Source organism: Ferrovibrio sp. (assembly GCF_025869515.1).
GTDB lineage: Bacteria > Pseudomonadota > Alphaproteobacteria > Ferrovibrionales > Ferrovibrionaceae > Ferrovibrio.
In genome coordinates this window covers 26358-40052 of record NZ_JAOZVR010000017.1, presented here as the reverse complement: position 1 = coordinate 40052, position 13695 = coordinate 26358, and the positions used below count along the sequence as shown (strand labels likewise).

14 protein-coding genes are annotated in these 13695 nt (G+C 66.0%); 7 read left to right on the top strand and 7 right to left on the bottom strand.

Translation table 11 applies throughout. From position 1 onward, the window contains the following. Window positions 1-230: 230 nt before the first annotated feature. Window positions 231-659 (top strand): PAS domain-containing protein, encoded by a 429-nt coding sequence (locus tag OJJ21_RS03455; RefSeq protein ID WP_297683179.1) that lies wholly within the window; start codon window positions 231-233, stop codon window positions 657-659. 30 nt (window positions 660-689) lie between these two features. Here the strand turns inward: OJJ21_RS03455 and OJJ21_RS03450 are convergent, their stop codons facing one another. After that, the gene (locus OJJ21_RS03450) at window positions 690-1730 is read right to left on the bottom strand and encodes a glycosyltransferase family 1 protein (RefSeq protein ID WP_297683177.1); all 1041 of its coding nucleotides are present in this window, start codon (window positions 1728-1730) and stop codon (window positions 690-692) included. A gap of 229 nt (window positions 1731-1959) precedes the next feature. On the opposite strand from OJJ21_RS03450, the gene OJJ21_RS03445 reads away from it, so the two are divergent. The 4 genes from OJJ21_RS03445 to OJJ21_RS03430 are packed head-to-tail and all read left to right on the top strand — an operon-like array spanning window position 1960 to window position 5812. Next, window positions 1960-3066: a polyamine ABC transporter substrate-binding protein gene (locus OJJ21_RS03445; protein ID WP_297683175.1), complete on the top strand. Its 1107-nt coding sequence runs from the start codon at window positions 1960-1962 to the stop codon at window positions 3064-3066. 3 nt (window positions 3067-3069) lie between these two features. After that, window positions 3070-4167: an ABC transporter ATP-binding protein gene (locus OJJ21_RS03440; RefSeq protein ID WP_297683173.1), complete on the top strand. Its 1098-nt coding sequence runs from the start codon at window positions 3070-3072 to the stop codon at window positions 4165-4167. Then, the gene (locus OJJ21_RS03435) at window positions 4164-5027 is read left to right on the top strand and encodes an ABC transporter permease (protein ID WP_297683171.1); all 864 of its coding nucleotides are present in this window, start codon (window positions 4164-4166) and stop codon (window positions 5025-5027) included. The genes OJJ21_RS03440 and OJJ21_RS03435 overlap by 4 nt, the downstream gene beginning before the upstream one ends. Beyond that, window positions 5024-5812: an ABC transporter permease gene (locus OJJ21_RS03430; protein ID WP_297683168.1), complete on the top strand. Its 789-nt coding sequence runs from the start codon at window positions 5024-5026 to the stop codon at window positions 5810-5812. The genes OJJ21_RS03435 and OJJ21_RS03430 overlap by 4 nt, the downstream gene beginning before the upstream one ends. A gap of 79 nt (window positions 5813-5891) precedes the next feature. Here OJJ21_RS03430 and OJJ21_RS03425 read toward each other — a convergent pair whose 3' ends face one another. Then, complete coding sequence (locus tag OJJ21_RS03425; RefSeq protein ID WP_297683166.1) at window positions 5892-6647, bottom strand: SDR family oxidoreductase; 756 nt, start codon at window positions 6645-6647, stop codon at window positions 5892-5894. Window positions 6648-6782: 135 nt separating this feature from the next. Here OJJ21_RS03425 and OJJ21_RS03420 point away from each other — a divergent pair, with 135 nt between their 5' ends. Further along, on the top strand, window positions 6783-7673 hold the full coding sequence (locus OJJ21_RS03420) for an AraC family transcriptional regulator (protein ID WP_297683164.1): 891 nt from the start codon (window positions 6783-6785) through the stop codon (window positions 7671-7673). Window positions 7674-7684: 11 nt separating this feature from the next. Here OJJ21_RS03420 and cobD read toward each other — a convergent pair whose 3' ends face one another. Beyond that, a complete protein-coding gene (gene cobD, locus OJJ21_RS03415) occupies window positions 7685-8758 on the bottom strand; it encodes a threonine-phosphate decarboxylase CobD (RefSeq protein ID WP_297683162.1) in 1074 nt (357 codons plus the stop codon). Here cobD and cbiB point away from each other — a divergent pair. Further along, window positions 8757-9755: an adenosylcobinamide-phosphate synthase CbiB gene (gene cbiB / locus OJJ21_RS03410; protein WP_297683160.1), complete on the top strand. Its 999-nt coding sequence runs from the start codon at window positions 8757-8759 to the stop codon at window positions 9753-9755. The two genes, cobD and cbiB, sit on opposite strands and share 2 nt — an antisense overlap. Here the strand turns inward: cbiB and OJJ21_RS03405 are convergent. The 4 genes from OJJ21_RS03405 to OJJ21_RS03390 are packed head-to-tail and all read right to left on the bottom strand — an operon-like array spanning window position 9739 to window position 13684. Continuing rightward, entirely contained in the window at window positions 9739-11199 is a 1461-nt protein-coding gene (locus OJJ21_RS03405; RefSeq protein WP_297683158.1) for a cobyric acid synthase, read from the bottom strand. The genes cbiB and OJJ21_RS03405 overlap by 17 nt on opposite strands. Before the next feature lie 7 nt (window positions 11200-11206). Continuing rightward, window positions 11207-11737, bottom strand: coding sequence for a bifunctional adenosylcobinamide kinase/adenosylcobinamide-phosphate guanylyltransferase (gene cobU, locus OJJ21_RS03400; protein WP_297683156.1), 531 nt, complete (start codon window positions 11735-11737; stop codon window positions 11207-11209). Then, window positions 11737-13092 carry a glutathione-disulfide reductase gene (gene gor, locus OJJ21_RS03395; protein WP_297683154.1) on the bottom strand — a complete coding sequence of 452 codons (1356 nt, stop codon included), beginning with the start codon at window positions 13090-13092 and terminating at the stop codon, window positions 11737-11739. The genes cobU and gor overlap by 1 nt, the downstream gene beginning before the upstream one ends. After that, on the bottom strand, window positions 13079-13684 hold the full coding sequence (locus OJJ21_RS03390; RefSeq protein ID WP_297683152.1) for a protein-tyrosine-phosphatase: 606 nt from the start codon (window positions 13682-13684) through the stop codon (window positions 13079-13081). The genes gor and OJJ21_RS03390 overlap by 14 nt, the downstream gene beginning before the upstream one ends. Window positions 13685-13695: the final 11 nt, after the last annotated feature.

The following is a 13695-nucleotide window of genomic DNA, read 5'->3' as shown; positions in this document are numbered from 1 at the left end:
CGGGCCGGATTCCGGCCTTTCCTATACGACAGACCCGAACCCTCTCGCCGTAACCCTGCGGGAGTATGTCCTGCATACAAAACGCTGCCATGCTGCAAATGGTGCGCATAAATACACGATTTTCGGCTGTTCCGGCGCATCAAAACTGCGAGAGACCGGACATGAATCACCTCACGCTCCCGCCCCTGCCGAATCGCGCGCCACCACCGGCGCCGCAGATCGGGAATCGGATGTTGCGCGAACTGTATGAACTCTGGGCGGCCAAACGTCATGGCCGACTCGCCCCCTCACGCAGCGATTTCAGTGTGTTCGAACTGAAACCCTGGCTCGGACACCTGCTGATCCTTGATAACCTGCACAGCCGGGAAGACATCCGGTTCCGATTGTACGGCTCCAATCTGACGGAGATTTTCGGCTTCGACCTCACCTACAAGACAGTGATCGATTCGGTGATCCTGATCGGTGACCGCCCGCTCGTCGAATACGACGAGGTGTCCCGGCTGCAGCGACCAGTCTATGTGTCCCGCTTCAGCCCCTCGATCCGCAATCACATCCAGGTCGACAAGCTTGCCCTGCCCCTGATGTCCGGCAGCAAGGTGGATCAGATTCTGGCCGGCATCTATCCGGTGATCGCCCACGGCAGCGACCTGCCGCGATAACGTCCGGCTGCCGGCAGCGTTTTCAGCGGCCTAGGCCGCCCTCGCCGCCGTTTCACCCTGCGTCAGCGGCCGGCGCAGCGGCGCTAGGTTGCGCAGGAACTGGTCGGTACAGGCTTCCCAGGAATACTGCAGCGCCAAGTCGCGGCAGGCTTCCGCCGATTTGCCCAAAGCCCCCCTGATGGCAACGGCCAGATCCTCGTCCAGATGACCGACTTCCGGATGCGGACCGACGATGTCGATCGGGCCGGTGACCGGATAGGCGGCGACCGGCACGCCTGAGGCCAGCGCCTCCAGCAGCACCAGGCCAAAGGTGTCGGTCAGGCTGGGGAAGACAAAGACATCGGCGGCCGAGAAATAGCTCGCGAGATGGCCGTTTTCCAAATAGCCGGCGAAGATCGCCTCGGGATACTTGGCGCGATAGGCTTCCAGGTCGGGGCCGATGCCGACCACCAGCTTGGTGCCGTCGAGCTTCAGTTTGAGGAAGGCTTCGATATTCTTGTCGACCACGACGCGGCCGGCATAGAGGTAGATCGGCCGCGGCAGGTCGAGAATGTCCTTGGGGCGCGGCCTGAAGCGTTCGATATCCACGCCGCGCGACCAGGTCTTCAGGTTCCTGAAGCCGCGCTCGGACAGGCTCTGCGCCAGGCTGTCGGTCGCCACCATCATGCCGGCGCCGCCGTTGTGGAACCAGCGCATGAAGGCATAGCTCCAGCTGAGCGGCAGGCCGCTGCGCTCATGCACATATTCGGGGAACTTGGTGTGATAGGCGGTGGTGAAGATCAGGTCGTTGCGCCTGCAGTATTTGCGCGCCGCCATGCCGAGCGGTCCCTCGGTGGCGACATGGATGGCATCCGGCGCGAAGGCCTCGATCATCCGCACCAGCTTGCGGTAGGGCAGGATCGCCAGCTCGATTTCGGGATAGGTCGGACAGGGGATGCGGCGGAATTCGCCGGGCCCGACCACCTCGACCACATGGCCGCGCTTTTCCAGCACCTCGCGGGTCTTGGTCAGGGTCCGCACCACACCGTTGACCTGCGGGTGCCATGCATCGGAAACGATCAGAATACGCATGACTGCTCTCTCCCTGGACGCTCCCCTGCCGTGTCAGGGGCCGAATCACCGATTCCCGATTACATCGCGATTCGATGACAGGCCGATGAAAGGCTGGGGATAAGTCGGAGACAGTCGTGAAACTTTGGTGACAATCCACAGAAGGTTACCGGCGGGATGATCCGGCGCGACGGCGTTGCCCGGCCAGAGCCGGGTTGTCATAATCCGGCAACCAACCCGGAGCCGCCCCATGTATCTGACCCGCCTGCCCATGCTAGCTGCCCTGCTGGCCGCCCTCTCCTTCGGCACCCCGTTCACAGGTGCGGTCGCCCAGGAAAAAGCCGTCAACGTCTACAACTGGTCGGACTATGTCGATCCGCAGGTGCTGAAGGATTTCGAGGTCGAGACCGGCATCAGGGTGCGCTACGACGTCTACGACTCCAACGACACGCTGGAAGCCAAACTGCTGGCCGGCAAAAGCGGTTACGACGTGGTGGTGCCGACGCAGTACTACATGGCGCGCCAGGTGCAGGCCAAACTGCTGCGCCCGCTCGACAGGACGAAGATTCCGAATTTCGCCAGACTCGATCCGGCGCAGATGGAGCGGCTGGCGAAATACGACCCCGGCAACCAGCATGCCGCCATCTATCTCTGGGGCACCAGCGGTATCGGGCTCAACCCCGACAAGATCAAACAGCGCATGGCCAACCCGCCGGCCTATTCGCTGAAAATGCTGTTCGATCCGGAAATCGTGTCGAAGTTCGCCGATTGCGGCGTCGTGCTGCTGGATGCGCCCGACGAGATCATGGTGGCGGCGCTGAAATATCTCGGCCTCGATCCGAACGCCAAGGATGCCGCCAGCATTGCCAAAGCCGAGGCCGTGCTGATGAAGGTGCGCCCCTATATCCGCAAGTTCCACTCCTCGCAGTACATCAACGACCTCGCCAATGGCGATGCCTGCCTGGCCTACGGTTTCTCGGGCGACATCCTGCAGGCCCGTACCCGCGCCGAAGAGGCGAAGAAAGGCGTGCGCGTGCAGTATCTGCTGCCCCGCGAAGGCGCGCAGCAGTGGTTCGACGTGATGGCGATCCCGGCCGATGCGCCCAACCCCGACAATGCGCATGCCTTCATCAACTACATCCTGCAGCCCAAAGTGATCGCGAAGATCACCAATGCCGTGCAGTATCCCAATGCCGTGCCGGAGTCGCTGTCACTGGTCTCGAAGGATGCGATGGCCGACAAGGATGTGTTCCCGCCGGTCGAGGCGCTGAAGAACCTCTATACCGTGGTGCCGTCCAATCAGGCCGAGCAGCGCCTGCTGACCCGCGCCTGGACCCGCGTGAAGGGCGGCAACTAGATCGTGCCATTGCTGCAGCTGAGCGGCGTCAGCAAATCCTATGGCGCCGAACCCGCGGTCGACACTCTCGATCTCAGCGTCGAGGATGGTGAATCGCTTGTCCTGCTCGGTCCGTCCGGCTGCGGCAAATCCACCCTGCTGCGCCTGATCGCCGGACTGGAGGCACCCGACAGCGGCCGCATCCTGCTGGATGGACGCGACATCACAGCGCTGCCGTCGCACCGGCGACCGGTCAACATGATGTTCCAGTCCTATGCGCTGTTCCCGCACTTGAACGTGCGCGACAACATCGCCTTCGGCCTGCGCCGCGAGGGCCTGGCCACGGCCGAGATCGCCAGCCGCACCAGCGAGGCGATGGCGATGCTGGAGATTGCCGACTTTGCCGCGCGCAAGCCGCATCAGCTTTCGGGCGGCCAGCAGCAGCGCGTGGCGCTGGCCCGCGCGCTGGTGAAACGGCCGCGCCTGCTGCTGCTCGACGAGCCGCTCGGCGCGCTGGACAAGCGCCTGCGCCAGCAGACCCAGGCCGAACTGCGCAGGCTGAACCGCCAGACCGGCATCGCCTTCGTCTTCGTGACCCATGACAACGACGAGGCCATGGCGCTGGCCGACCGCATCGCGGTGATGAATCGCGGCCGCTTCCGCCAGCTGGATGCGCCGCGCCGCGTCTACGACCGGCCGGTCGATCGCTTCGTCGCCAGCCTGATGTGCGAGACCAACCTGTTCAATGCCGCCGTCGAAAGCGGCATCGGCGGGCTGGTGGCGGCACGCAGCGGCACCCTGCTGCTGCATTACAGCGCCGATGCCGACCGGCCGACCCGCGGTGGCCGGCAGGAACTGGCGCTGCGGCTGGAGCAGATCGAGATTTCGCGCGATCCCCCGGCTCCTCATTGGGTACCCGGTCCGAACACCGCCAGCGGCATCATCACCGATATCGACTATATCGGAGACATGACGGGGATTTCCGTTCGGCTGGACGACGGTCAGGTGCTGAAGGCCTCGCAGCTCAATGCCCTGCATGAGCCGTTGCTGGAACTCGATCAGCCGGTCTGGCTCAGCTGGGACGCCGACGCGCTGGTGCCGCTGCGGGCCGAAGAGGCATGACACCGCGACGCCTCGGTCTGCTCGCCTTGCCGCTGCTGTGGACCGCGGTGTTCGTCGTGGTGCCGCTGCTGCTGATCCTGAAAATCAGCTTCGCCGAAGCCCAGCTGGCCCAGCCGCCGTTCACGCCTCTGTTCCGCGACGGCGCGCTGGCGGCGCAGATGGGCAATTACAGCCTGCTGCTGGAGGATGCGCTGTACCTGCGCGCGCTCGGCAACAGCCTGCTGTTCGCCGGGCTGGCGACGCTGTGCTGCCTGGTCCTCGGCCTCGCCATTGCGCGCGCGGTGACGCGGGCGCCGAAGGGCTGGCAGCCGCTGCTGCTCACCCTCATCATCCTGCCCTTCTGGACCTCATTCCTGATCCGCGTCTATGCCTGGATCGCGCTGCTCAAGCCCGAGGGCCTGATCAATGCCGCCCTGCTCGGCCTCGGCATCATCGACACGCCGCTGGTGCTGGTGAATACCGGCTTCGGCGTCGTGCTCGGCATGACCTACAGCTACCTGCCGTTCGCCATCCTGCCGATCTATGCCAGCCTCGCCGGGCAGTCGCCGAAACTCACCGAGGCCGCCATCGATCTCGGCGCCACGCCGATGAAAGCCTTCTGGCTGGTCACCGTGCCGCTGGCGCGGCCCGGCATTCTCGCCGCCGGGCTGATGGTGTTCATCCCGATGGTCGGCGAATTCGTCATCCCCGATCTGCTCGGCGGCTCGGCCACCGTGATGCTGGGCCAGACCCTGTGGACCGAATTCTTCTCCAACCGCGACTGGCCGATGGCCAGCGCGCTGGCGGTGCTGCTGACACTGCTGCTGCTGGTGCCGGCGATGACGCTGCAGCGGCTCGAACTCGGCAGGGCGGCGCGATGAACAGATTCAGCCCGCTCAATCTGGCTGCACTGGGCTTCGGCCTCGCCTTCCTCTACCTGCCGATCCTGCTGGTGGTGGTGTTCTCCTTCAACGCCTCGAAACTGGTCACGGTCTGGGGCGGCTTTTCGCTGCACTGGTACGGCGTGCTGTTCTCCAGCCCGGCCTATCTGGAGGCGGCATGGCATTCACTGCAGATCGGCGCCGTGGCGGCCACGCTTGCAACTTTATTGGGAACCCTGGGGGCACTGGCGCTGACCCGGCTCGGCCGTTTTCCCGGCAGGCAGGTCTTTGCCGGCCTGATGCTGGCGCCGATGGTGCTGCCCGAGGTGATTCTCGGCGTCGCCACATTGCTGCTGTTCGTCTCGCTGGATATCGAACGCGGCCTGGCCACGGTGATGATCGTGCATGCCACGTTCGGCGCCGCCTTCGTGCTGGTGATCGTGCAGGCCAAGCTGGTCGGCCTCGATCCCGATCTCGAAGCCGCCGCGCGCGATCTCGGCGCCGGGCCGGTGCAGGCCTTTATGCTGGTCACGGTGCCGGCGCTGACACCGGCGCTGGCGGCCGGCTGGCTGCTGGCATTTACGCTGTCGCTCGACGACGTGGTGCTGGCCTCCTTCGTCAATGGCCCGGGTGCCACGACATTACCCGTGCGGGTCTACAGCGCGGTGCGGCTCGGCATCTCGCCCGAGATCAATGCGATCTCCACTTTGCTGATCGCGCTGGTCAGCGTCTTCGTCATCGCCGCCAGCCTGCTCTACAAACGCAGCCTGACCGGCAGACGCTGAACAGGGCCGCGCCTGGCCGAGGTGGACGAGATGCCGGCAGAGACGCCTCCGCCGACACCCACCCGATCCGCCATCGCCTTCAGATGGCCTGGCCACCGGAAACTTCGATCCGCTGGGCATTGATCCAGCGATTGTCTTCGGACAGCAGGCTGGCGATCATCGGGCCGATATCATCCGGCAGGCCAGCGCGACCCAGCGCAGTCATCTCGGCGAAGATTTTGTTGATTTCCGGGTTGTCGCGCACTGCACCGCCGCCGAAATCGGTCTCGATAGCGCCCGGCGCGACGGTATTGACCGCAATGCCTCGCGCGCCCAGCTCCTTCGCCATGTAGACGCTGAGTACCTCGACCGCACCCTTCATCGCTGCATAGGCGGCATAGCCGGGATACGAAACGCGGGTAAGGCCCGACGATAGGTTGACGATGCGGCCGCCATCGGCGATCAGCGGCAGCAAAGCCTGCGTCAGGAAATAGACACCCTTGAAATGAACGTTCATCAGGCCGTCGAACTGCGCCTCGGTGGTGTCGCTGATCAGTGCATAGTCGCCATGGCCGGCATTGTTCACCAGATGGTCGAAGCTCTGCCGCCCCCAGGTTTCGCGCAGGGCCTTGCGCAGCCGTTCGGCGAAGGGTGCGAAGCCGCTGACATCGCCGCTGTCGAGCTGGAAGGCGGCGGCCATGCGGCCCAGCGCCTGAATCTCGGCAACGACGGCTTCGGCCTCCGCACTCCGGCTTTGATAGGTCAGGATGACATCGCCGCCGCGGCGGGCAATGCTGAGCGCGGTGTTGCGGCCAAGGCCGCGACTGGCGCCGGTGACGAGGGTGATCTTGCTCATGGTCCATCTCCTGGTGGGGGTGACGAACCGAATATCGGGCCGGAATACCGGGCTTTGTTGCCAGAAGCTCGGCGTTCCTTGCCTAATCCTCCAAAATCCGGTGCAGGCCGGCCGGAGACCGGCTAGGCTTGCTGCATGACCACGCTGCTCGATACGGCGCGCCGCTATACCGAAGCCCAGGCAGATGCGAACGGGATCGCGCAAACGCCGATCCCCGGCCTCTTCCTCGTACGCGCCACTGCGTCCAGCGATCTCGTCTACGCGATCTCGCAGCCACTCGTCTGTCTGGTCCTGCAGGGCAGCAAGCATGTGACGATGGGGATGCAGGGCTTTCCCTTCTCCGCCGGCGACAGCCTGCTGATCACGGCAGATGTGCCGACGGTGAGCCAGATCACGCGGGCCAGCATCGCCGCACCCTATATCTCGCTGGTGCTGGAACTTGACCTGACGATCATTACCGATCTGGCGGTGGCGATGAAGGCTGCGCATGTGGCCGATCCCGCGCCGGTGCGGGTCGAGCCGACCGATTCCGAAGTGGCCGATGCGGCACTGCGGTTGATGCGGCTACTCGAACGTCCGGCTTCGCTGCCGGTGCTGGGCACGCAGCTTCTGCGCGAGATGCATTACTGGTTGCTGACCGGCCGGCATGGCATGGCGATCCGGCGGCTTGGCTGGCCGGACGGCCATGTGCAGCGCATCGCCCGCGCCGTCGCCGTGCTGCGCGCCGATTTTTCCCAGCGGATTCCGGTCGAGCGCCTGGCCGCCATGGCCGGAATGAGTCCCTCCTCATTCCACCAGCATTTCCGCACCGTGACGTCTCTCTCGCCGCTACAGTTCCAGAAGCAGTTGCGCCTGATCGAAGCCCGCCGGCTGATGCTGTCGGAAAATATGCCCGTCAGCAGCGCGGCCTTCGCGGTCGGTTATGAAAGCGTGTCGCAGTTCACTCGGGAATACGGCCGCCTATACGGCCTGCCGCCGGTGCGCGACATTGAGACGGCAAGAAGCAAGGCCCGTTCGGTGGCGTGACGCCGCCTGCACTAAAGCCTGAAATCCTGCAGCACCAGATCGAGGCGGCGCCAGAATTCCGCCTCGTCGACCGGCAGGCCGAAGCGCATCCACTGCGGTTGTTTCTCGAAAATCCGCACATGGATGCCCTGGCCGCGCAAGGCCTGCGCAAAACCGGCGGCATCGCTGACCTTGGCGAGCCGGAACAGCGCCGTGCCGCCCAGTACATGGATGCCGCGCTCGCGCATGCCCTGGTCGAACCGCCTGCTGCGCATGCGCAGCTCGTCGCGCATCTGCGCCTGCCATGCAGCATCCTTCAGCGCCGCCGCACCGATCTCTAGCGCCGGGCCGCTCACCGCCCAGGGGCCCTGAGCGACGCTGACAGTCCCTGTCATCTCAGCCGGCGCCAGCATGAAACCGAGTCGCAGTCCGGCCAGGCCGAAGAACTTGCCGAAGCTGCGCAGGATCACCAGGCCCGGTGTACCGGCCTGGGCGCAAAGCGAAACCTCCGGCGCCACATCGGCAAAAGCCTCGTCCAGGATCAGCCAGCCGCCACGCGACGACAGTTCGGCATGCCAGCGATGCAGCAGCGGCAGGCCGAGCGCGCGGCCATCCGGATTGTTCGGATTGACCGTCAGCAGCACGTCGATGTCCTTCAGGCTGCCCGGTACGCCGTCGATCTCGCGCACGTCATGCCCGGCCTGCCGCCAGACATGGGCATGTTCGGCATAGGTGGGGCCGAGGATGGCAATGCGTGAGGTTGGGAACAGGAAAGGCAGCAGCTGGATGATCGCCTGGGTGCCCGGCGCGGCGACGATGCCGGCCGCGGCCGGCACGCCATAGGCCTGTCGTGCGGCATCCAGCAGCGCCGCCATCCCGTCGGCGCCCGGCAGCCGGGTCCATGCCTCGGCCGGCAGGTCCGGCAACGGCCAGGGAAACGGATTGATGCCGGTGCTGAGATCGAGCCAGTCGCCCGCATAGGCACCGGGCGCCGCGCGCAGACCGCTCAGATCGCCGCCATGGGCAACGATGGACGGCGCCGGTTGCCCATGGACCAGTTGACTGGCCGGTGCTGCCGCCGCCATGGTGGAATCATCCTCTGTCATGGGCGGCGATCTTACGGTGTACCCGGCTGCGATCAACCTCTGGCTCCTTGTCGTCGCGCTCGGCATCGAAGCCCTGCTCGGCTGGCCCGCGCCGCTCTATCGCGCGATCCGCCATCCGGTGGTGTGGATCGGCGCGCTGATCGGCCTGCTGGAACGTCATCTCAACAGACCGGCCTGGAGCGATCTGTGGCGCCGTCTCACCGGCCTGCTGGCGCTGGCCCTGCTGCTGCTGGCGGTGTGGTATGCCGCCAGCCTAGTGCGGCACTGGCTCGCCGTCCTGCTGCCGGGCGACAGCTGGATCGTGGAGGCCGTGTTCGCCGCCAGCCTGCTGGCGCAGCGCAGCCTGTGGGATCATGTGGTCGCCGTGGCGCGCGGCCTGGAAGACGGCGGCATCGTGGGCGGCCGCGAGGCGGTGGCGATGATCGTCGGCCGCGACCCCGAAAGCCTGGACGAGGCCGGGGTCAGCCGTGCCGCGATCGAAAGCCTGGCCGAGAATTTTTCCGACGGCGTGGTGGCGCCGGCCTTCTGGCTCGCCATCGGCGGCCTGCCCGGCATCGCGCTCTACAAGGCGATCAACACCGCCGACAGCATGATCGGCCACAAGTCGGATCGCTATCGCGCCTTCGGCTGGGCGGCGGCGCGGCTCGACGACCTGGTCAACCTGCCCGCTTCGCGGCTCTCGGCCCTGCTGCTGGTGCTGGCCGCAGCAGTCCTGCCCGGTGCGTCCGCCGGCGCTGCTTTCGCGGCGGTCGAACGCGATGCCGGCAGGCATCGCTCGCCCAATGCCGGCTGGCCCGAAGCCGCCATGGCCGGTGCGCTCGGGCTGCGGCTGGCCGGGCCGCGCCGCTATGCCGAAGGCTGGGTCGAGGATCACTGGATGGGCGATGGCCGCAGCGAAGCAACCGCCACCGATATCCGCCGCGCGCTGAAACTTTATGCCGTCGCCGGACTGCTGCTGTCCGGTGCTGCACTGCTCGGGGCTATCGCGCTGCTTTGATCAGGGCGTCGATATCGAGATGCCGCTCGATGGCGGCGGCGAGCGCATCCAGCGCGTCGTCCACGCCGGCCTCGTAACTGCCGGCGGCGATATCCCGGCCGCTGAGCTGCGAAAGAAACGCCGCACGGAACGCATCGGCCGCGAACAGGCCGTGCAGGTAGCAGCCCGCCACGCGGCCGTCTTCCGACACCGCACCGTCATGCCGGCCCTGCAGGCGCAGGAACGGTCGCGCCGCATCGTTGCCTGCCGTGCTGCCGACATGCATCTCGTAGCCGCGCACAGCCTCGCCGGTGAAGCGCTCGAAACCCTGCACCTCGGTCAGGGTCTTGGCCTTGGTCAGTACGGTATCGACCGCCAGCAGTCCGAGACCCTCGACCGCCTCGGCCGGACCTTCGATACCGCTGGGGTCGCTGATGCTGCGGCCGAGCATCTGATAACCGCCGCAGATGCCGAGCACGCGGCCGCCGCGCCGCAGATGCGCGGCCAGATCGACATCCCAGCCCTGGGCGCAGAAGAATCTCAGATCGGCGATGGTGGCCTTCGAGCCCGGCAGGATCACCAGCGCGGCCTCGGCCGGCAGCGGCTGCCCCGGATTGACGAAGACCAGCCGCACATGGGTGTCCTGCCGCAGCGGATCGAAATCGTCGAAATTGGCGATATGGGCCAGACGCGGCACGGCGATGACGATTTCACCACTGCTGGTATTCGGCTTGTCGAGACCGAGCGCATCTTCGGCCGGCAGCCGCGCCACCTCCGGCAGATGCGGCAGCACGCCGAAGCTGCGCCAGCCGGTGCGCTGGGAGATCACCCGCAGGCCATCCTCGAACAGCGTCGGATCGCCACGGAACTTGTTGATCACATAGCCGCAGACCAGCGCCAGCTCTTCCGGTTCCAGCAGCGCCGCCGTGCCAACCAGCGAGGCGATCACGCCGCCGCGGTCGATATCGCCGACCAGCACGACGGGCACATCAGCCCGGCTGGCGAAACCCATATTGGCAATGTCGTTGGCACGCAGGTTGACCTCGGCCGGCGAGCCCGCCCCTTCGACGATGACGAAATCGGCCTCGGCCTTCAGCTTGCCGAAACTCTCGGCGACGAAGGGCCACAGCTCGGCCTTCTTCGCCAGATAGCCGCGCGCATCGCATTGCGCATAGATTTTGCCCTGCACCACGATCTGGCTGGTGCGGTCGCCCTGCGGCTTCAGCAGCACGGGATTCATATGCACGCTGGTCGCCACCCCGGCGGCACGCGCCTGCAGTGCCTGGGCGCGGCCGATCTCGCCGCCATCGGCGGTGACGGCGGCATTGTTCGACATGTTCTGCGGCTTGAACGGCAGCACCCGATGGCCGCGCCGCACCAGGGCGCGGATCACGCCCGCGCAGAGGACCGACTTGCCGACATCGGAGCCGGTACCCTGAAACATCAGGCTGCGCGCGAGTGTCATGCCGCGCTTACTTCAGCACGAGCGGCAGGCCGGCGGCCATGAAAATCGCGTGATCGGCAGCGGCAGCCACCGCCTGGTTGAGCCGGCCCTGGGCATCTCGGAAGTCGCGCGCCAGTTTGTTCTCCGGCACGATGCCCAGGCCGACCTCGTTGGACACCAGCAGCACGGGGAAGCGCGCAGTGTTGAGCGCCGTCAGCAAGCCTGCGGTCTCGGCACCCAGGTCGCGGCCGGCATGCATCAGGTTGGACAGCCACAGGGTCAGGCAGTCGATCAGCACGGCGCCTGTCTCGGCCGGGAGCGCCTGCAGCACTTCAGCCACGGCAACCGGCGCCTCGATAGTGTGCCAGCGGTCGTCGCGGCGCAGCTTGTGTTCGGCGATGCGCGCGCGCATCTCCTCGTCCCAGGCTTCGGCAGTCGCGATATAAACCAGGCGGCCATCCCGCTTCTCGGCCAGCGTTTCCGCCAGCCGCGACTTGCCCGAACGCGCGCCGCCGAGGATCAGGGTGATCCCGGCATCGTCGCGCGGCCGGGCCTGCATCAGGGTTTGACCTTCTCGCGCATGGTGACGAATTCTTCCGCCGCCGTCGGATGAATCCCCACCGTGGCGTCGAAATCGGCCTTGGTCGCGCCGGCCTTGATGGCGATGGCGATGCCCTGCAGGATTTCGCCGGCATCGGCGCCCACCATATGGGCGCCGATCACGCGGTCGGTTTTCGCATCCACCACCAGCTTCATCATCGCGCGTTCGTCGCGGCCCGATACCGTGGCCTTCAGCGGCCGGAAGCTGGTGCGGTAGACATCCACCTCGCCGTATGTTTTGCGCGCGTCGGTTTCGCTCAGGCCCACCGTGCCTACGGGGGGCTGGCTGAACACGGCGGCCGGCACATCGGCATGGTCGGGCGAGCGCGGCTTGTTGCCAAACACGGTATCGGCAAAGCAGTGGCCCTCGCGGATCGCCACCGGCGTCAGGTTGATGCGGTTGGTCACGTCGCCGACGGCGTAGATATTCTCCACGCTGCTGCGCGAATACTCGTTCACCACCACCGCGCCATCGGCATCGGTTTTCACCCCGATGGCTTCGAGGCCGAGTCCGTCGGTATTCGGCTTGCGGCCGGTGGCGGCCATCACGGCATCCACCTCCATGCTGCTGCCGTCGGTCAGATGTACAACGAGGGCGTTGCCCTTCTTCTCGATCCTGGTCAGATCGGTCTTCACCCGCAGATCGATGCCGGTCTTGACCAGTTCGGCGGCCAGATGGCTGCGGATATCCTCATCGAAGCCGCGGAGGATCTGCTCGCCGCGATACAGCACCGTCACCGCGGAGCCGAAACCGTTGAAGATGCCGGCGAATTCCAGTGCGATATAGCCACCGCCGACGATGACGATGCGCTTCGGCTGTTCCTTCAGATGAAACGCCTCGTTCGAGGTGATCATCAGGTCGGCGCCGGGAATCGCCGGCCTGACCGGATGGCCGCCGCTGGCGATCAGGATCTTGTCGGCTGTCACGGCCTTGTTGCCGATCAGCACGGTATGGGCGTCTTTCAGGGTGGCGCGACCGTCGAAGGTCCTGGCGCCGGCATTCTCGAACAGGCTGCGGTAAATCTTTTCCAGCCGGCCGATTTCCTTGTCCTTGCTGGCGATCATGGTCGCCCAATCGAACTTGGGTTCGCCGAGCGTCCAGCCGAAGCCGGCGGCATCCTCGAAATCATGGGCGTAATGCGAGCCGTAGACCAGCAGCTTCTTCGGCACGCAGCCGCGGATCACGCAGGTGCCGCCATAGCGGTATTCCTCGGCCACCGCCACCTTCGCGCCGTAGCCGCCGGCGATCCGTCCGGCGCGTACGCCGCCGGACCCGCCGCCGATCACGAAAAGGTCGAAATCATACTGGCTCATGGGGGTCGGGTCCTTCCGCAGCATATTCCGCAGGCAATTCATGCCCACGACCGACGCTGGAGATCAAGGTCCGGACCTCGGGGTAGCGATGGGCTGTGGCAATGTGGTGCAGCCGGAGCGCTTCGACAAGCGTGCCGCCCAGCCCCAGCATGCGGTCGGCATGGCCGATCATCACCGTATTGGGCCAGGCCCTGGGCCGGATGTCGCCCAATGCGGCAAAGATATCGGCGGCACGGCCGGGATTGCGCTGCGCCATCAGGGCGACCGCCGAAGCGGTGGAACGCGACACGCCGGCAAAGCAGTGCACCAGCAGATGGCGCACCGGCTGCGCCGCCAGCTTCTCGCCCACCTTCAGGATGGCGGCGACATCAGCCTCGGTCGGCATGGTGCGGCTGCCGTCATCGGCGACGATGTCGTAGAAGCGGAACTCGTCGCGCAGGGCCTGGGGATGGTGCACATAGCCGTCCGGCTGCGGCGTGCCGGGATCGAGGATGCCGAGGATATGCGTCACGTCGCCGGCGAACTGTTCCAGCTCGGCGATGCCGCAGATGCTCAGGCGGAACGGCAGCAGGCCACGCTCGACGACACTCATGGCAACACCTT

Excerpts from the sequence above, each read along its gene's own strand:
- OJJ21_RS03425 (WP_297683166.1), bottom strand. The coding sequence starts at position 6,647 with ATGAGCAAGATCACCCTCGTCACCGGCGCCAGTCGCGGCCTTGGCCGC.
- gor (WP_297683154.1), bottom strand. The coding sequence starts at position 13,092 with ATGAGCCAGTATGATTTCGACCTTTTCGTGATCGGCGGCGGGTCCGGC.
- OJJ21_RS03430 (WP_297683168.1), top strand. The coding sequence starts at position 5,024 with ATGAACAGATTCAGCCCGCTCAATCTGGCTGCACTGGGCTTCGGCCTC.
- OJJ21_RS03390 (WP_297683152.1), bottom strand. The coding sequence starts at position 13,684 with ATGAGTGTCGTCGAGCGTGGCCTGCTGCCGTTCCGCCTGAGCATCTGC.
- OJJ21_RS03445 (WP_297683175.1), top strand. The coding sequence starts at position 1,960 with ATGTATCTGACCCGCCTGCCCATGCTAGCTGCCCTGCTGGCCGCCCTC.
- OJJ21_RS03420 (WP_297683164.1), top strand. The coding sequence starts at position 6,783 with ATGACCACGCTGCTCGATACGGCGCGCCGCTATACCGAAGCCCAGGCA.
- cobU (WP_297683156.1), bottom strand. The coding sequence starts at position 11,737 with ATGCAGGCCCGGCCGCGCGACGATGCCGGGATCACCCTGATCCTCGGC.
- OJJ21_RS03405 (WP_297683158.1), bottom strand. The coding sequence starts at position 11,199 with ATGACACTCGCGCGCAGCCTGATGTTTCAGGGTACCGGCTCCGATGTC.
- cobD (WP_297683162.1), bottom strand. The coding sequence starts at position 8,758 with ATGACAGAGGATGATTCCACCATGGCGGCGGCAGCACCGGCCAGTCAA.
- OJJ21_RS03455 (WP_297683179.1), top strand. The coding sequence starts at position 231 with ATGTTGCGCGAACTGTATGAACTCTGGGCGGCCAAACGTCATGGCCGA.
- OJJ21_RS03450 (WP_297683177.1), bottom strand. The coding sequence starts at position 1,730 with ATGCGTATTCTGATCGTTTCCGATGCATGGCACCCGCAGGTCAACGGT.
- cbiB (WP_297683160.1), top strand. The coding sequence starts at position 8,757 with ATGGGCGGCGATCTTACGGTGTACCCGGCTGCGATCAACCTCTGGCTC.
- OJJ21_RS03435 (WP_297683171.1), top strand. The coding sequence starts at position 4,164 with ATGACACCGCGACGCCTCGGTCTGCTCGCCTTGCCGCTGCTGTGGACC.